The sequence below is a fragment of the Patulibacter sp. SYSU D01012 genome, from assembly GCF_017916475.1.
Taxonomy (GTDB): domain Bacteria; phylum Actinomycetota; class Thermoleophilia; order Solirubrobacterales; family Solirubrobacteraceae; genus Patulibacter.
Genome location: NZ_JAFMTB010000001.1, coordinates 1621605 through 1640032, shown reverse-complemented (window position 1 = coordinate 1640032; position 18428 = coordinate 1621605). Strand labels below are relative to the sequence as shown.

Sequence of the window (18428 nt, the reverse complement as noted above, 5' to 3'; positions counted from 1 at the left end):
TGGGTGCCTGGTGGTGGCGGCGGGTGGCCCCGGGCCGCGGGGGGGGGGGGGCGGGGGGGGGGCCCGCGGGGGGGGGGGGGGCGCCCCGGCGCCCCCGGGGGGGGGCCCCCCGCCGGCCCGCCGTCCGTCCTACGGCTGCGGGCAGGTCGGGCTCTGCCCCACCCAGCGCTGCGTCGTGTCGATCTGCGACGTCACGACCTTGTTCGCCGCGCTCACGCCGTTGCGGCCGGCCAGGTAGGTCGCGACCGCCGCGCTGTCGTTCACGCCCCCGGCGTACCCCGGCAGCCGCACGGTGTTGTTCGGGCCGCCGCGCATCGACATGCGCAGCTCGGGGCCGCTGACGCCCGCGCCCGAGAGCAGGTTGCGCAGCCCGCCGGCGCCCCCGAGGTCGATGCACGAGTCCGCGGTGTCGGGCACGTCGCTGCCGGCCACGACCCGCAGGCCGCTCGAGGCGTTCGCGTTGGCCTCGGCCACCGTGTTGCCGACGACCGTCGCGTCGACCCCGCCCGCACCGTCGTTCTGGACGACCGAGATGCCCGACGAGGTGAAGCGCCGGACCGTGTTGTTCTGCACGAGGGCGAGGATGCGGCTGGCGCCGTGACCGTTGACGTAGATGCCGTCGCCGGTGGCCGAGCCGGAGCCCTCCTCGCCGGCCGTGCCGATGTCGTTGCCCTGGACGGTCGCGCGGACGGTCCGCGTGGCCGACGCGGGGGCGTTCACGACGATGGCCGAGGCCGACGAGCGCTCGATGTCGTTGCCGAGGACGGTCGCGGTCGTCGTCCCCGACCCCGCCGGGTTGATCGTGATGCCGCCGCCGACGGTGACCGGGGACGCCTGGTTGCCGTCGCCGCGCAGCGTGTTGCTCTGGATCGTCACGTTCTGCGTGGCGGACGTCGAGCCGTCGGTCGTCACCTGGATGTGGTCGCCGCGGTTGCGGTCGAACGTCACGCCGCGGATCGCGGCGGTGGTGTCGCCGGTCCCCTGGTTCTCGATGCGGATGCCGTCCTCGCCGGTCGTCGCGTCGTTCGTCCCGATCGTGCCGCCCTGGACGAGCAGGTTGGACAGCGTGCGGGCGTCGTTGACGACGGCGACGTTGTCGTCGTGGCTGCCGGTGACGGTCGCGCCCTGCAGGGCGACGGTGCCCGACATCTCGGTCAGGTCGACGCCGCGCTCGTCGTCGGCGTTGCCGTTGTTCGTGATCCGCGAGCCGTACGTCAGCTGCAGGCCGTCGACGTTCGTCGCCCGCAGGCCGTCGTCGCCGCTGCCGGTCACGTCGAAGGCCGCGAGCGCGACGCCCGTCGCGTTGGCCAGCGCCACGCCCGGGCCGGCGGAGCTCGTCACCGCGCCGCCGCTGCCGACGGTCGGCGACGACGTGGGTGTGCCGGTCACGGTGAGGCCGCCGGCCGTGCCCGTGTCCTGCAGACGCACGCCCGAGGACGCGGCGCCCGTCGAGCGCAGCGACGCGAACGTCAGGCCGGCGCTCGTCACGTCCGGGCCGTCGACGTCGAGCGCCGCCCCGGCGGTGCTGGTGATCGTGTTGCCGTCGCCGGTGACGGCGAGCAGGCCGCGGGCGTTGCCCGTGGTCGCGCGCAGGCCGGTGCCCGACGTGGTGTCGACGTCGAGCCCGCCGCCGGTGAACGTCACCTCGTGGTCGCCCGCGTAGCTCAGGTCGACCGCGTTCTGGGCGCCCGTGTTCAGCGTCTTCGTGGCGCCGGTGAAGCGCGTCGCGCCGCCGGTGTTGCCGGTCATCGCCACCCCGCCGCCGGCGTCGGACGTGTCGTTCACGTCGCCGCTGACGGCGACGGTGCCGCCGGTGCGGCTGTCGACCCGGGCGCTCAGGCCGGAGCCGTTGCCGATCGTGCCTCCGTAGGAGACGTCGCCGCTGCCGCCGGTCACGGACAGCTCGGCGGTCGTGTGGCCGGAGAGCGTGCCGGCGGGCGCGGAGAACGTGCCGGCGCCGACGTTCGCGATCCGGACGCCGAACGCGCCGCCGCTCGAGCTGGCGGAGTCCAGGGCGACGGCGGGCGGCACCGCGGGCGTGCCCGCGTCGCTGCTCAGGTCGACGGCCGGACCGCCCGCCGTGATCGTCGCGGTGCCGGAGGCCGGCACGAGGATGTCGCTGGCGTTGTCCAGGTCGAGACCCGTGCCGGTGGTCGTCAGCGACAGGTCGGTGAGCGTGAGCGCGCCGGTGGTGCTCGTGAGCGCGACGCCCGAGGTCGGCGAGCTCGCCACGGACACGGCGTCGACCGTGCCGGAGAGCGCCGTCCCGGTGACCGTCAGGCCCCGGCCGTTCGTGGTGCTGCTCGTGATCGTGCCCGCAGAGGCGAAGCGGACGGTGCCGGCGTTCGTCAGCACGATGCCGTCGCCGCCGGAGGCCTGGACGGTCGTGTCGGCGACGTCCCAGCTGCCCGAGGTGCCGTTGAGGCTGATCCCGGCGCCACCGCTGCCGGTGATCCGCAGGTCGCTCAGGGTGCCGCCGGCGTCGCCGGTGCCGCCCACGATCGCGCCGCCGGCGTTCCCGGTGACCGTCAGGCCGGCGACGACGTTGCCGCTGTCGAGCGCCACCGTGCCGGCGATGCTGGGCCGCTCGGACGGCGTGCCGCCGAGCAGGGTGTCGCCCCCGATCTGCAGGTCCTGCGTGGCGCCGAGCAGCCGCTGCCCGCTCTGCAGGGTCACGCCGCCGGTCAGGCCCGAGGTGGTGCCGTCGCCGCGGAAGACGAAGATGCGATCGCCGGAGGCGTTCGCCGCGCTGTCGGCCGCGGCGAGCGTCGCGAACGGGTCGCTCGAGCGACCCGTGCCGCCGCCCGGGGCGGTGTTGCGGACGTAGAAGACGCGCCCCGACACGGTCACGGTGACCGTGCCGAGCGACGTCCCCTCGCCGTCGGACGCGCGGTAGGTCAGCGTGTCGCTGCCGGTGTAGCCGGCCGGCGGCAGGTACGAGAACGTGCCGTCGGCCTGCCACGTCACCGTGCCGCCCTGCGCCGAGGTCGTCGACGAGCCCGCCACGTCCACGGTCAGCGGGTCGGGCCCGTCGACGTCCGTGTCGTTCTCCAGGACGTCGCCCTGCACGCTGGTGCGCGCGGGCTCGCCGGCCGGGGCCGAGACGCCGCGCACCAGGCGGGTGTTGCCGACGGCGGAGTCGCTGTCGGCGACGGTCGCGGGCGCGTCGTTGACGGGCGTCACGTCGACCGTCGCGGTCGTGGTCGCCTGCAGGCCGGGCGTGCCCGTGTCCGTCACCTCGTACGTCAGGGTGCGGCGATCGGCCGACGGGGCGTCGGAGAGGTTGCGGTACGCGACGCTCCGCAGCACCGTCCGGTACGTCGCGACGCTCGCGGTGCCCGACAGCGTCAGGACGCCGGTGGCGGCGTCGTAGCTGCCGGTGACGCCGCCCTGGGCGGTGAGGGACAGCCGGTCCTCCGCGGCGTGCAGCCCGCCGGTGATGGCGACGCGCGCGCCGGCGAGGTCGGCGCTGTCGGGGTCGGCGACCGCCAGGGCGGGCGAGACGGCCGTGGCCGCGTCGTTCTCGGTGTACGCCAGGGCCCCGCCGCCCGACAGGGTCGGGGCGTCGTTGACGCCCTGCAACGTGACGGCGTGGGTCGCCGGGGCGCTCGCGGTCGCCGTGTCGTCGCGCGCGACGAACGTGACGGTGCGCGACGCGGTCGGCGCGTCGCTCGTGTTGGCGAAGCGGATGCTGCGCAGCGCCGACTGGTAGGTGGCCACGGACGCGTCGCCCGACAGGGTCAGGACCCCCGTGCCGGCGGCGTAGCTGCCGGTGATGCCGTCCTGGTTGACGAAGACGAGCTGGTCGCCCTCGGTCGCCGAGAACCCGGCCGTGATCGAGACGGTCGCGCCCGACAGCTGCGCGCTGTCGACGTCGGCGACCGTCAGGGCGTCGTCCACCGCGACCGGGCTGCCGCCCTCGACGAAGGTGCGGACGTTGCCGGTGCCGGCGGTCAGGACGGGCGCGTCGGGGCGCGAGGCGACGGTGACGGTCGTCTCGGCCGCAGCGCTCGTGTCGTCGCCGTCGAAGACGGTGAAGGCCACGGTGCGCGGCGCGGTGGCGGGCGCCGTGCCGTTGACGTTCTCGTAGCGGACGGCGCGCAGGGCGCTCTGGTACGCCGCGAGGGACGCCTTGCCGGTCAGCGCGAGCACGCCGGTGGCGGCGTCGTACGTCCCCGTGATCCCGGCGGCGTCGGTGAAGCGCAGGCGGTCCTCGCCGGCGACCAGGCCGGACGTGATGGCGACGCGGGCGCCGTCGAGCTGCGTGTCGTCCGGGTCGGTGACGACCAGCCCGCCGCCGACGATGGTCGGCGGGTCGTCCTCGGTGTACGCGACGGTGCTGCCGCCGCCGCTGAGCGTCGGGGCCGTGTTGACCGCCTTCACGCGCACGGTGGCCGTCGCGGCCGCGCTCGTCGCGGAGCCGTCCGAGACGGTGGTGCGCACCGTGCGGTCGGCCGTCGACGGCTCGGCGGACGTGTTGCGGTACGTCACCCGGCGCAGCGCCGCCTGGTACGCCGCGACGCTCGCGGTGCCGGTCAGCGTCAGCCGGCCGGTCGCGGCGTCGTACGCCCCGGTGATGCCGGAGTCGCCGGCGTCATAGTCGAGGACGTCCTCGCCGGCGACGAAGTTGGCGCACAGGCAGACGGTGGCGGCGGTCAGCGTCGCGTCGTCGGGGTCGCTGACCGTCACTCCGGCGTCGACCGCGACGGGATCCCCGGCCTCGGTGAACTCGGCGGCGGTGCCGCCGGCGGTCACGCGCGGGGCGTCGTTCGTCGGAGCGACCGTGACGACCTTCGTCGCCGCGGCGCTGGTCGCGCCGCCGCGATCGGTGACGCGGAAGGCGACGCTCCGCGGCGTGGTGTCGGGCGCGTCGTCCGCGTCGTCGAACCGCACCGCGCGCAGCGCCGCCTGGTACGCCGCCACGGTGGCGTCGCCGGTCAGGGTGAGGACGCCGGTCAACGGGTCGAAGACCCCGGTGATCGCGCTGGAGCCGGAGAAGGCGAGCGTGCCGCGGGCCGGCAGGCCGAGCGCGCCGCCGCCCAGGGTGACGGTGGCGCCGCTGAGCGTGGCGTCGTCGACGTCGGACAGGGTCACGCCGCCGTCCACGACGACGGCCCCGCCGTCCTCGACGAACGGGGTCGCGCCGGCGGTGGTGGCCGCGACGGGCGCGTCGTTGACGGGCTGCACGCGGACCGTCGTGGTCGCGGCGGCGCTGGCGTCGGTGCCGTCGTCGACGACGAACGTGACGGTCCGGTCCGCGCCCGAGGGGTCGTCCCCGTCCGCGTCGGCGTAGGTGACGCGGCGCAGGGCCGCCTGGTACGCCGCGACGGAGGCGGTGCCGGTCAGGCGCAGCACGCCGGTGCCGGCCTGGTACGCGCCGGTGATGCCGTCGTCCGCGACGTACGCCAGCACGTCCTCCGACGGGTCGAACCCGGCGCCGATCGTCACCGTGGCGCCGACGAGCTGTGCGTCGTCGACGTCGGCGACGGTCGCGCCCGGGTCGACGACGACGGGGGCGCCGCCCTCGGTGAAGACGGGGCTGCCGCCGCCGGCCGCGACGGTCGGCGCGTCGTTCACGGGATCGACGTCGACGTTCGTGACGATCGCCGTGCTGACGTTGCTCGCCGCCGCGCCGTCGTCGACGCGGAGCTGCACCGTGCGCCGGGCCGCCGACGGGTTCGCCGTGTTCGCGTTGCGGTACCGCACGCGGCGCAGCGCGGCCTGGTACGCCGCCTGCGTGGCGACGCCCGTCAGCGTGAGCGTGCCGGTCGCGGCGTCGTACGTGCCGGTGATGCCGTCGCCGTCGGCGACCTCCAGGCGGTCCTCGGCCGCCACGAGGCCCGACGCGATCGTCACGGTCGCCGACGAGAGGGTCGGGCTGTCGACGTCGTCGACCGTCACGCCGGGGTGCAGGACGACGCCGTCGGCGTCGTCCTCCGCGAACGTCACGGTGGTGCCGCCGCCGCCCAGGACGGGCGCGTCGTTGACCGGCACCACGTCGACGGCGGCGTCGGCGGGGGCCGCGCCCGCGTCACCGTCGGTGACCCGGAACGCGAGCGTGCGGCGGGCGGCCGACGGGTCGGCGTCGTTCGCGTTCGCGTACGTCACGGACCGCAGGGCGGCCTGGTACGCCGCGACGGTCGCGGTGCCCGTCACCGTCAGCGTGCCGGTGGCCGCGTCGTAGGCGCCGGAGAGCCCGGGCGTGGCCGGCAGGGCGAGCACGTCCTCGGCGGCCGTGCCGCCGCCCGTGATGCGGACCGTCGCGCCGCGCAGCTGCGCGTCGTCGACGTCGGCGACGGTCACGCCGGGGTCGACCGGGACGGGCGCGCCGCCCTCGGTGAAGCGCGACGCCACGCCGCCGGCGGCGACGGACGGCGCGTCGTTGACGGGCACGACCTGGACGGTGGTGGTCTCGGCGGCGCTCGTCGCGTTCTGCGCGGCCCCGTCGTCGACCGTCAGGCTGACGGTCCGGGCGGCGGTGGCCGGGTCGCCGCCGTTCGCGTCGCGGTACCGCACCCGTCGCAGGGCGGCCTGGTAGGCGGCGAGGGGCGCCGCGCCGGTCAGCGTGAGCGTGCCGCTCTGCGCGTCGTAGGCGCCGGCGATCCCGTCCTGCGCCGCGTACTCCAGCCGGTCCTCGGCGGCCACGAGTCCGGCGGCGATGCGCACCGTGGCGCGGGCGAGCTGGGGGCTGTCGGGGTCGGTGACGGTGACGGCGGGGGCCACGGCGACGGCGTCGTCGTCCTCCGTGTACGTCGCCGTCGTGCCGCCGCCGGCGAGCACCGGCGCGTCGTTGACCGTCGCGACCACGACGGCGCGGACCGCCGGCTCGCTCGCCAGCTCGCCGTCGGTGACGGTCACGGCGATCCGGCGCGTCGCCCCGGACGGATCGGGGCCGGTGGTGCGGAAGCGGACGCTGCGCAGCGCCGCCTCGTACGCCGCCACCGGGGCCGTGCCCGTCAGGCGCAGCTCGCCCGTCGCCGCGTCGAAGGCGCCGCGGATCGCGTCGGTGTCGGCGAAGAGCAGCGCGTCGACGTCGGCGTCGTGGCCGTCGCCGATCCGCAGGGTCGCGCCGTCGAGCGTCTCGTCGTCGACGTCGGCGACCCGCAGGCCGGGATCGACGGCGACGGGCGCGCCGCCCTCGGCGAACGTCGTCGGGTCGGCGCCCAGGGTGACGGTCGGCGCATCGTCCACGGGCGCCACGTCGATCGCGACCGTCGCGGGCGCGGACGTCGCCGCGCCGTCGGACACGGTGAAGGTGAAGCTGTCGCGGCCGTGGAAGTCCCGTGCGGGGGTGTAGACGCGGGACGCGGCGTCGCCGCTCAGCGTGCCGTGCCGCGGACCGTCGACGATCGTCGACGTCAGCCGGTCGCCGTCGGGGTCCGTGCCGGCGAGCGCGAGCGCCACCGCGGTGTCCTCGGGCGTGGCGAGGGTCTCGCCGACGGCCACCGGCGCGCGGTTCCCCGGCCCGGCCGGCCCGGGCGCCGGCGTCGGGCGGGTCGGGCCCGTCGGGATGCCGCCGTCGACGTCGATGACCGGTCGCGGCGCGCCGTCGATCAGGTCGGTCAGGTTGCCGTCGGTGCAGAGGGTGAGCGAGCGGGCGAGCATCCACGCCAGGAACGAGCGCGTGCGGCCCTCCGCCTTCGCGCGCACGCCGGCCGCGACCTCGTCGGGGTCCGAGAGGAAGCACCGCAGGCCGGCGAGCTGCCGGTTGGTGAACTCGAGGTGCCCCCGCGCGTTGTAGGCGTTGCGGACGGCGTCGCCCGACGCGTCGCGCACGTCGGAGAGCGCGGTGAAGCTCCCCTGGTCGGCCCCCGAGGAGGACGCGAACAGCACCAGGTTGGGCTCGGCGCGGAGCACCGGCAGCAGCGCGCCGGAGTACGGGGCGTCGACCAGCACCTTGAACGTCACCGTGCGGTGCGCGCGCAGGACGCCGCGGAGCGCGGCGGCCGTGACCACCTGCTGCTCGACGCGGCCGTCCGCGCGGCCGCGGGTCCCGACGTTGACCGCCGGGGCGCCGCCGGCGTACCCGCCGCCCGCCAGGTACAGCAGGACGTCCTTGCAGCCGTCGCGCCGGATCTGCCGCGCGACGTACGCCTGCGGCGTCAGGCCGTCGGCGGAGCGGTAGCGCGAGGTGTGGAAGCCGGGGTTCAGGTCGGCCAGGCGGCCGAACGCGATGCCGAGCTGCGCGCGGGTGCGGTCGACGGGCCCGGCGTCGTAGAAGGACCCGAGCGTGTCGCTGATGCGGATCGCGCAGGAGCCCTCGGCCGCGAGCGCGTCGGCCGCCTGCTTGCTCGGCGCGTACGCCGGCGTCGCGTCGGCGCGTCCCGGCGCCGCCGGGGTGCCGCCGGAGACGGCGCGCAGGGCCGCGCTCGCCGACGCGAGCGGGCGCGCGAGGAGCCCGCCCGCGGACCGGGCCCCGGCCGCGGGCGCCGCGCCGCGCAGGCGCCACGAGCGCTGGAAGACGCGGTAGCGCGCGGTGCGGTAGGCGCGGTAGCCGTCGAGGAAGACCGGCAGGCGCCCGGCGACGAGCGGCGGCCACGACAGCGTGCGCGTCACCGTCACGCGGCCGGTGCGCTGCCCGACCAGGACGACGCGCCCGCGGTGCTGGTACGCCTGGTACGGCGCCCGGTCCTCGTAGAACAGCCAGGCCGGCTCGCCGCCCGTGCGCGCCACCGTCGGCGCGCTCGCCACCGTCACGCCGGCGCGCCGCAGCCGGGCGTCCCCGGGCCGGCGTCCGCGCCGCGCGGCGCTCGCCTCGCCCGCCTGCCCGATCGCGGTGCCGGCCGGGACCACCCGCGGCTGGCGGAAGACGATGACGGGGGCGTGGCCCGTGCGCACGCCGAGCGCCGAGACGGCCTTCGCCGACGCCGCGCGGGCCGTCACCGCGGCCGACGCGTCCGCTGGGCGGTGCGCCGCGACGAGCGTGGAGGCCAGCGCCAGGACGGCGAGGGCGGAACGGGACGGTGAGAGCATGGGGCGGACGCAGGATCCCGGCGCATCGGGCACGGGCCCGCCACCGCTGCGGCGGCGAGCGTACAGCGGATACGCCCGTACACCAAGCGGCGTACGGCGGCTCGGCGGCCGATTGGACAAATGGTGGGTGGCTGTCCGCCGCCCGTGTAGGGTCGGTCCCGCGATGGCCGAGCCCTTCCTCTCCGAGCTGCGGCTCATGAGCTTCAACTTCGCGCCGAAGGGCTGGGCGCTCTGCAACGGGCAGCTGCTCCCGATCAACCAGAACCAGGCGCTGTTCGCGCTGCTCGGGACGACGTACGGCGGCAACGGGCAGACGAACTTCGCCCTCCCCGACCTGCGCGGCCGCACGCCCGTGAGCCAGGCGACCGACTTCGTCCTCGGTCAGCGCGGCGGCGAGGAGGCCCACACGGTGACGGTCGCCGAGATGCCGCAGCACACGCACCCGGCCACGGCCACGTCGGCCCGCGGCACCCAGGCCGCCCCGGGCCTCCTGGCGGGCGCCAACAACGTCTACCGCCCGGCCGACGCGCTCACCGCGCTGAGCCCCGCGTCGGTCACCTCCGCCGGCGGCGGCCAGGCCCACGAGAACCGCCAGCCCTACCTCGTCCTGACCTGGTGCATCGCGCTCCAGGGCATCTTCCCCTCCCCGAACTGACATGTGCGCGCAGCCCTACGTCGGAGAGATCCGGCTCTTCGCCGGCAACTTCGCCCCCGCCAGCTGGGCGTTCTGCGACGGCCAGCTCATGCAGATCGCCGACAACGAGGTCCTCTTCCAGCTCATCGGCACGACCTACGGCGGGGACGGACAGGAGACCTTCGGGCTGCCGGACCTGCGCGGGCGCGTGCCGCTCCACATGGGTCAGGGGCCGGGGCTGCAGAGCTACGTGATCGGCGAGGCCGCGGGCGTCGAGGACGTGACGCTCACGGTGCCGCAGCTGCCGTCGCACAGCCACGCGCTCACCGCGTCGACGGGCCCGGGAGTGGCGATCTCGCCGCAGAACGCGGTCCTCGGCGCCTCGCCGGACGTGACGATGTACCTGCGCGACGGCACCACGACGGACCTGCCGCCCGCGACCGCCGGACCCGTCGGCGGATCGCAGCCGCACGACAACGTCATGCCGACGCTGACGCTGAGCTACATCATCTCGCTCTACGGCATCTTCCCCTCCCAGACATGAGCGCCCCCGTCGATCGCTGAGGACCGCGTCCTCCCGTCCGCCATGGCCGATCCCTTCGTCGCCGAGATCCGCGTCTTCCCGTTCAACTTCGCCCCGAAGGGGTGGGCGGTGTGCGCCGGGCAGCTCCTGCCGATCTCGCAGAACACCGCCCTCTTCTCGCTGCTGGGCACCACGTACGGCGGCAACGGCAAGTCGACCTTCGCCCTGCCGAACCTGCAGGGCCAGGCCGCGATGCACGCGGGCCAGGGCCCGGGCCTGTCGCTGCGGGACCTCGGCGAGCAGGCCGGCGAGCAGGCCGTGACGCTGCTGGAGTCCGAGATCCCCGTGCACACCCACACGGTGCGGGCCTCGGACGACGACGCCGAGCTGCAGAGCCCCACCCCCGACCGGGTGCTGGCGCGCGGCGCCCCGGGCACGCCCTACGCCCCGGCCGCCGCCACGCCGCTCGTGACCATGGCGCCGCAGGCGCTGGCGATCAGCGGCGGCTCGCTGCCGCACAACAACCTGTCGCCGTACCTGACGCTGAACTTCTGCATCGCGCTGCAGGGCGTCTTCCCGCCGCGCCCCTGACGGGCGCGGGCGGACCGGGCCGGCGCGGGTGCGGTCAGGCGAAGATCGCCTCGTACCGCGTCGCCTCGTCGGTGCGTCCGACGGGGACGAGGAAGATCGTCAGCTCCCCGAGGGTCGCGTGGGCGAGCAGGTAGGTGCCCTGCGCGAGGACCGTCGCGGGCGGCCCCTCGAACAGCAGCGCGAACGGATCGCGCAGCGGCGCCGGCGCGGTGCCGCGGCCTTCTGCGGCGGCCAGCCGCACCTCGAGCGCCTCCGCGTACCGGCCCTCGGGGCCGGCGGTCACCCGGTAGAGGTCGCCGACGGTGGGCGCGAAGTCCTCCACCGTCAACGTCGCCAGGTCTCTCATGCCAGTCGCTCCTGTCGGCGGAATCGCGTGATGCGGCCCTCGCGGTCGACGACGACGAGCGCGAGCTCGTAGCGCCCGCGGCCCAGGGCCCGGCCGGCCCGCAGCCGCAGCCGGACCGCGTCGCCGTGCCGCACCGGCGCCGCCGCCCGCGCGACCGCGTGGCCGCGCCGCAGCAGCACGGCGCGGACGACGGTGCCGGGGGTCGTGCCCGTCAGGACCAGGTCGACGTCGGCGCCGCGCCGTCCCCCACCCCGGCGCACCGCGACCGTGCGCAGGCGCGGGCGACGACGGGGAGCGGCGACCGGGACGGCTGCGCCGGACGCCGTGACGAGGGGGGCGGGCGCCGTCGCGGCGGGCGCGGCGGCCCGGGCGGGAGGCACGACAGCCGCCGGCACGCCCTCCTCGTTGACGCCGGCGATCCGCACCGTGCGGTCGACGACGGCCTCGTAGCGGGGGGCGGCGCCCGCGGCGCCGACGGGCGAGACGAACAGCGCGAACGCGCCGAGCTCGGGGTGGTGCAGCCCGTGCGTGCCGCTGGGCAGCCCCGGGGGACCGGCGAAGCGCAGGGCGAACGCGCCGTCGTGGCCCCGCAGCGCGGGGACGGCGGCGGCGATCGGCAGGTCGGCGACCTCGACGAGCTCCAGGCCGACGGAGCGCCCGGCGACCGTGGCCGTCACGCGGCCGTCGGCCAGGCCGGCCCAGGTCGTGCGGCGGAGCTCGGCGCTCAGCGGCGCGGCCTGCGCCGCGCCCGGGGCGAGCAGGACGGCCACGCCTGCGCCCCCGGCGGCGAGCAGGCGGCGGCGGGTCAGGCCAGGAGCGGGGGGAGCGTCGTGCATCGGCCGGGGGATGATGACGGCCCGCCGCCGCCCGGGCCAGCGGTCTCGGCGAACGTCGTGGGGCGCGGGCCGCGCCCCGACGGCGCCCCGGCGCGAGCCGAGCGGCAGCGCGCCACGACACCGCTGCCGTTAGGGTGCCCTACGTATGCGCCTTCCACGCGTCCTTCTCCTGGTCCTCGTCGGCCTGCTCCTCGCCGGCTGCGGCGGTGACCGCGACGACGGGACGACGACGTCCTCCGCCGGCGCGGCGGCGGGCGCCTTCCCGGTCACCGTCACCCATGCGCGGGGCTCGACCACCATCGAGCAGGAGCCTCGCCGGGTCGTCGCCGTCGGCCTCCGCGACCAGGACACGCTGCTCGCCCTCGGCATCAAGGCCGTTGGCGCCATGGACTGGTTCGGGCAGGGCACGTTCGCGAAGTGGCCGTGGGAGGACTGGGGCGGCGCTCCGCCGAAGGTCGTCAGCACCGGCGGCTTCGACATCGACTTCGAGCGCGTCGCCGCGGCGCGTCCCGACCTGATCCTCGGCGTGTACCAGGACCTGAAGAAGGGCGACTACGACAAGCTGACGAAGATCGCCCCGACGGTCGCGCAGAGCGCGAAGCACAAGCCGTACACGATGCCGTGGCGCGAGGAGACCCGCGAGATCGCCAGGGCGGTCGGACGCACGCAGCAGGCCGAGGCCCTGATCGCGAAGGTGGACGCCCGCTTCGCGCAGGTCCGGAAGGAGCACCCCGAGTTCCGTGGCAAGACCGCCGCGATGGTCGACCCGAGCGGCACGAACACGTTCGTCTTCGGCTCCACCGACCCCCGCGGCCAGTTCCTCGAGGAGCTCGGCTTCGCCCCGTCGGCGCCGATCGAGCGCGCCGTGAAGGGCGAGTTCGGGACGGAGATCAGCGACGAGCGGCTCGACCTCCTCGACGTGGACCACCTCTTCGTCCTCGCCGACAGGAACACCCGGGGGAAGCTGCTCTCCAAGCCCCTCTTCCGGCGGCTCGACGTGGCCAAGGAGGGCCGCGTCGTCGAGCTGCCGTACTACGACGCCCCCCAGTACGGTGCGGCGGTCGCGTTCAACACGGTGCTGAGCATCCCCTACGGCATCGACGGGGTCCTGAAGCAGATGGCGGCGTCGACGCGCACGCGCTGAGGGTCGCGCGCGGGTGGTGCCGTCCCCTCCGGCCGGCACCCGCACGGGCCGGCGGGGACCGGCCCGATACCGTCCCTCTCCCCCATGTCCCTCACCGCCGCCCGTCCCGCCGACCCCACGCCGGACGCCCTGTACGAGGCGTTCGTGGAGTGGACTCAGGAGCAGGGCCTCGAGCTGTACCCGCACCAGGAGGAGGCGGCGATCGAGCTGTTCTCCGGCAACAACGTCGTGCTCGCCACGCCGACGGGGTCGGGCAAGTCGATGGTGGCGATCGCGGCGCACTTCGCGGCCCTGGCGGACGACCGCGTCACGTTCTACACCGCGCCGATCAAGGCGCTCGTGTCCGAGAAGTTCTTCGCGCTGTGCGAGGTCTTCGGCGCCGAGAACGTCGGGATGCTGACCGGCGACGCGGCGGTCAACGCGGACGCGCCGATCATCTGCTGCACCGCCGAGGTGCTGGCGAACATCGCGTTGCGCGAGGGCCCGCGCGCCGACGTCGGCCAGGTGGTGATGGACGAGTTCCACTTCTACGCCGACGGGCAGCGCGGCTGGGCGTGGCAGGTGCCGATCCTGCAGCTGCCGCAGGCGCAGTTCCTGCTCATGTCGGCCACGCTCGGCGACGTCTCGCGGATCTCGGCCGACATGACCCGCCGCACGGGCCGCGAGACGGTCCTCGTCGACGACGCCGAGCGGCCGGTCCCCCTGAACTACTCGTGGTCCGAGGAGCCGCTGCACGACCTGCTCGAGGAGCTCACGCACCTGGACCGCTCCCCGATCTACCTGGTGCACTTCACGCAGGCGTCGGCGATGGAGCGCGCGCAGTCGCTGCTCTCGGCCAAGCTCGTCACGCGGCAGGAGCGCGACCTGATCGCCGAGAAGATCGGCGGCTTCCGCTTCACCGCCGGGTTCGGCCGCACGCTGTCCAAGCTCGTGCGCGCGGGGATCGGCGTCCACCACGCCGGGATGCTGCCGCGCTACCGGCGGCTCGTCGAGCAGCTCGCGCAGACGGGGCTGCTGAAGGTCATCTGCGGCACCGACACGCTCGGCGTCGGGATCAACGTCCCGATCCGCACCGTCGTCTTCACCGCCCTGGCGAAGTACGACGGCAGCCGCCACCGGCTCCTGAAGGCGCGCGAGTTCCACCAGATCGCGGGCCGCGCGGGCCGCGCCGGGTTCGACACCGCGGGCTACGTCGTCGTCCAGGCGCCCGAGCACGTGATCGAGCGGCGCAAGGCGCTGGCGAAGGCCGGCAACGACCCGAAGAAGCGCCGCAAGGTCCAGACGAAGAAGCCGCCCGAGGGCGCGGTCTCGTGGACCGAGGAGACGTTCGAGCGGCTGAAGAACGCCGAGCCCGAGGCGCTCGTCTCCCGCATGCGCGTGAGCCACGCGATGATCCTCAACGTCGTCGGGCAGAAGGGCGACCCGGTCGAGACGCTCCGAGCGCTCATGGAGGACAACCACGAGGACGAGGCGGGCCGGCGCCGCCTCGCCGCCCAGGCGCAGGAGCTGACGGACGAGCTGCTCGAGGCCGGCGTGCTCGAGCGCCTGGACGAGCCGGACGAGGACGGCCGCACGCTCCGCCTGGCCGTCGACCTGCAGGAGAACTTCGCCCTCAACCAGCCGCTCGCGTCCTTCGCCCTCGTGGCGTTCGACCTGCTGAACCCCGAAGCCGAGACGTACGCGCTCGACGTCCTCTCCGTCGTCGAGGCGATCCTCTCCGACCCGTTCCCGGCGCTCATGGCGCAGGCGAACAAGGCGCGGGCCGAGGCCGTCGCGGCGATGAAGGCCGAGGGCATCGAGTACGAGGAGCGGATGGAGCTGCTCGAGGACGTCACCTACCCCAAGCCGCTCGCCGAGCCGCTCACCGACGCGCTGCGCACGTACCGCGAGACCCACCCGTGGGTGCGCGAGTCCGACCTCTCCCCCAAGTCGATCGTGCGCGACATGTACGAGTGGGGGCGCACGTTCACCGAGTTCATCGCGTACTACGGCCTGTCGCGCTCCGAGGGCCTGGTCCTGCGGTACCTGAGCGACGCGTATCGCGCCCTCCGGCAGACCGTGCCGCAGGAGGTCCGCACCGAGCAGCTCGACGAGATCATCGAGTGGCTCGGCGAGACGGTGCGCCAGACGGACTCGAGCCTGCTCGACGAGTGGGAGGCGCTGACGAACCCGGAGTCGGACGCCGCCGCCCGCGAGGAGCAGGGCGCCCCGCCCCCGCCGGCGCGCGCGATCACGAGCAACGAGCGCGCCTTCGCCGTCATGGTCCGCAACGCGATGTTCCTGCGCGTGCGCCTGGCCGCCCGGGACCGCGCCGACGAGCTCGCGAAGCTCGAGGCTGCCGCGGCCGCCCTGACCGAGCCGCCCGGCCGGATCCTGATGCGCGAGCCCGCCTGGCGCGAGGCCCTCGACGCGTACTGGGCGGAGTACGACGAGCTGGGCGCCGGCCCCGCCGCGCGCTCGCCCGAGCTGCTGCTGATCGACCGGACGGGCGGCCCGGACGCCCCGGAGGGCGCGCGCCGCTGGCTCGTCCGGCAGATCGTCGACGACCCGGACGACAACCGCGACTTCCAGCTCGTCGCCGAGGTGGACCTGGACGCCTCCGACGAGGCCGGCGAGCCGGTCATCCGCACCCGGTCCTTCGGGACCGGGGCGCTGTAGGAGGCGGGCCCGCGTCGCGGGCCGGCACTGGGGCCGCCCCCTGGGGCCGCGACCTGGGGCCGTGCGTGAGGGCCGGAGGCGTCCCGCGAAGGCGGGGACGGACGCGGTGCGTGCGGCACGCGTCCCGACGGCTCTCGCGTTGAGGCGGCCGAGCCGAGTTCGGCTGCGGTCGAGCCGAGGCGAGGCCCGACGCGCGCTGCCGCCGAGGTGCGGCGGGAGACGGCCGAGGTGCGGCGGGTTGCGGCCCTCGCGCGGCGGGTGCGGCCGAGGTGCGGCGGGTTGCGGTCAGGGTGAGGCGGGACGCGGCCCTCGCGCGGCGGGAGCGGCCGAGGTGCGGCGGGTTGCGGCCGTGGTGAGGCGGGACGCGGCCCTCGCGCGGCGGGTGCGGCCGAGGTGCGGCGGGACGCGGCCAAGGTGAGGAGGGAAGGGGCCGGGTGAGGCGGGACGCGGCCGAGGTGCGGCGGGACGCGGCGAAGGTGAGGAGGGAACGGGCCGGGCGAGGCGGGTGCGGCCGTGGTGAGGCGGGACGCGGCCGTGGTGAGGCGGGACGCGGCCGGGGTGAGGCGGGTTGCGGCCGAGGTGAGGCGGGAAACGCTGGTGAGGCGGAAAGCGGCTGCTGGCGAACCGGTATCCGCCTCACCAGCGGAATCCGCCTCGACTTACGGCCATCCCGCCTCGCCTTACGGCCATCCCGCCTCGCCTTACGGCCATCCCGCCTCGCCTCACGGCCATCCCGCCTCGCCTCACGGCCATCCCGCCTCGCCTCACGGCCATCCCGCCTCGGCTCACGGCCAACGCGCCTCGCCTCACGGCCATCGCGCCTCGCCTCACGGCCATCCCGCCTCGGCTCACGGCCAACGCGCCTCGCCTCACGGCCAACGCGCCTCGCCTCACGGCCATCCCGCCTCGGCTCACGGCCAACGCGCTCGGCTCACGGCCAACGCGCCTCGCCTCGCCTCGCTCACCGCACCTCACCGGAGGGACGCCGGCAGCGCGGTGCCCGGCCCGCGAGGCCGTCGGCCCCCCGCCGCGCCGCCGCACCAGGGCCGTCCGGCCCGTGCCGCCGCCCCGCCGCTCCGCCGTCCGACAGCGCGGGCCGCCCATCCCGCCCCCCCAAAGTTGACACGCGCGTGTTCCCGGTTCTAGGCTCGCGCCCGTGCCGACGCCGTCCACCGACCGCCTGCCCTCCCGCCCCTGGCGCGGCGTCAGCGCCGACGACCGCGTCGCCGACCGCCGCGAGCGCCTGCTGCAGGCGGGCCTCGAGGTGTTCGGCACCGTCGGGTACGCCGGCGGGACGGTCGCCGACGTCTGCGCCACCGCCGGCCTGACGCGCCGCTACTTCTACGCCGCGTTCGCCAACCGCGAGGCGCTGCTGCTCGCGGTCGCGGAGCGGATCGTCGACGACGCCTTCGCGGCGCTGGCGCCCGAGCTGCGCGACCTCGACCGTGGCGTCGAGGCCGTGGCGCGCGACGCGTTCGGGGCGTTCGTCGCCGCGCTCGTCGACGACCCGCGCCGCGCCCGGGTGCTGCTGGTCGAGACGGTCGGCGTCGGCCCGGAGTTCGAGGAGCGCCGGCGCGAGCTGCTGCGGCGCCTGAGCGACCTGTTCCGCGACGCGGGCCGGGCGATCCTCGGCGACGCCGCCCCGCCGCCGCTCGACACCGAGCTGACCGCGCGCGCCCTGATGGGCGCCGCCATCGAGCTGCTCGTCGCCCACGTCCGCGGCGAGATCGTCGTCGAGCGCGCCCAGCTCGTCGCCCACCTGTCGCGGATCTTCGACCGCGCCGCCCCCGTCACGAGCACGCCCGAGGCCCCATGAGCGCCACCGCCGACCGCATCACCACGATCCCCCGGCCCGACGAGCCGATCCCGCTCCTGTCCTGGCCGGTCCTGGGGGTCTTCGCCGGCGCGGCGGCGCTCTACGCGGCCGGGATCGCGCTCGCCGTGACCGGCACGTGGCCGTGGCCCCTGAGCACCCTGACCAACGGCGTCGCGGCGTTCCTCTTCTTCACCGTCGCACACGAGGCCAGCCACTCGGCGGCGTCGTCCAGCTCGGCGGTCAACCGCTGGCTCGGCCGCGTGGCGCTGCCGTTCTTCGTCGTGGTCGGCGGGTTCTCGATGTTTCGCTTCATCCACATGCAGCACCACCGGTTCACGAACCACACGGACGGCTCCGACCCGGACCACTACACGCAGTCCGGGCCGGCGCTGCTGCTGCCGCTGCGCTGGGCGACGATCGACCTGCAGTACCTGCGCTTCTACCTGCCGCGGCTGCACGCCCGGCCCGCGGCGGAGCGGCGCGAGCTCGCGGTCTCGACGACGCTGGTGCTGGCCGTCTTCGCCGCGCTCGTCGCCACGGGTCACGGCCTGGACCTGCTGGTCCTCGTCGTGTTGCCGGGACGGATCGCGCTGTTCCTGCTCGCGTGGTCGTTCGACTGGCTCCCCCACCACGGGCTGCACGACACCGCGCGGACGGACCGCTTCCGCACGACGCGCAACATCGTGGGGCTGGAGCGGCTGCTGACGCCGCTGATGCTGTACCAGAACTACCACCTGGTCCATCACCTGCACCCCGTGATCCCGTTCCACCGCTACGTCGCGGTCTGGCGGCGCAGCGAGGACGCGTACCTGGCCAACGACCCCGCGCTCGCCGACCCGCGCGGCCGGCCGGTGACCGCCGCCGAGCTGCGTGAGCTGCGCCGCCTGGACCACGACCACTGACCGCA

The 18428-nt window shown here is 75.7% G+C and carries 10 protein-coding genes; 7 read left to right on the top strand and 3 right to left on the bottom strand.

From position 1 onward, the window contains the following. Positions 1-129: 129 nt before the first annotated feature. The gene (locus J3P29_RS07565; protein ID WP_210492452.1) at positions 130-8973 is read right to left on the bottom strand and encodes a tandem-95 repeat protein; all 8844 of its coding nucleotides are present in this window, start codon (positions 8971-8973) and stop codon (positions 130-132) included. A gap of 163 nt (positions 8974-9136) precedes the next feature. On the opposite strand from J3P29_RS07565, the gene J3P29_RS07560 reads away from it, so the two are divergent. Genes J3P29_RS07560 through J3P29_RS07550 form a run of 3 tightly spaced genes read left to right on the top strand, consistent with a single transcriptional unit; the run spans position 9137 to position 10721 of the window. After that, positions 9137-9628, top strand: a complete 492-nt coding sequence (locus tag J3P29_RS07560) for a tail fiber protein (RefSeq protein ID WP_210492451.1) — start codon at positions 9137-9139, stop codon at positions 9626-9628. A gap of 1 nt (position 9629) precedes the next feature. After that, complete coding sequence (locus tag J3P29_RS07555; RefSeq protein WP_210492450.1) at positions 9630-10151, top strand: tail fiber protein; 522 nt, start codon at positions 9630-9632, stop codon at positions 10149-10151. Positions 10152-10193: 42 nt separating this feature from the next. Then, positions 10194-10721 carry a tail fiber protein gene (locus J3P29_RS07550; RefSeq protein WP_210492449.1) on the top strand — a complete coding sequence of 176 codons (528 nt, stop codon included), beginning with the start codon at positions 10194-10196 and terminating at the stop codon, positions 10719-10721. 34 nt (positions 10722-10755) lie between these two features. On the opposite strand, the gene J3P29_RS07545 is transcribed toward J3P29_RS07550, so the two are convergent. Both J3P29_RS07545 and J3P29_RS07540 read right to left on the bottom strand, forming a co-directional pair. Beyond that, on the bottom strand, positions 10756-11067 hold the full coding sequence (locus J3P29_RS07545; RefSeq protein ID WP_210492448.1) for a hypothetical protein: 312 nt from the start codon (positions 11065-11067) through the stop codon (positions 10756-10758). Further along, positions 11064-11903, bottom strand: coding sequence for a hypothetical protein (locus J3P29_RS07540; RefSeq protein WP_210492447.1), 840 nt, complete (start codon positions 11901-11903; stop codon positions 11064-11066). Before J3P29_RS07540 ends, J3P29_RS07545 begins: the two co-directional genes overlap by 4 nt. Positions 11904-12048: 145 nt before the next feature. Between J3P29_RS07540 and J3P29_RS07535 the strand changes: the two genes are divergently transcribed. The 4 genes from J3P29_RS07535 to J3P29_RS07520 all read left to right on the top strand — a co-directional run bounded on the left by J3P29_RS07535 (position 12049) and on the right by J3P29_RS07520 (position 18423). Beyond that, positions 12049-13047 carry an iron-siderophore ABC transporter substrate-binding protein gene (locus J3P29_RS07535; protein WP_210492445.1) on the top strand — a complete coding sequence of 333 codons (999 nt, stop codon included), beginning with the start codon at positions 12049-12051 and terminating at the stop codon, positions 13045-13047. A gap of 84 nt (positions 13048-13131) precedes the next feature. Continuing rightward, positions 13132-15705, top strand: a complete 2574-nt coding sequence (locus tag J3P29_RS07530) for a DEAD/DEAH box helicase (protein ID WP_210492444.1) — start codon at positions 13132-13134, stop codon at positions 15703-15705. Positions 15706-16861: 1156 nt separating this feature from the next. Then, positions 16862-17521 (top strand): TetR/AcrR family transcriptional regulator, encoded by a 660-nt coding sequence (locus tag J3P29_RS07525; RefSeq protein WP_210492443.1) that lies wholly within the window; start codon positions 16862-16864, stop codon positions 17519-17521. Further along, positions 17518-18423 carry a fatty acid desaturase gene (locus J3P29_RS07520; protein ID WP_210492442.1) on the top strand — a complete coding sequence of 302 codons (906 nt, stop codon included), beginning with the start codon at positions 17518-17520 and terminating at the stop codon, positions 18421-18423. Before J3P29_RS07525 ends, J3P29_RS07520 begins: the two co-directional genes overlap by 4 nt. Positions 18424-18428: the final 5 nt, after the last annotated feature.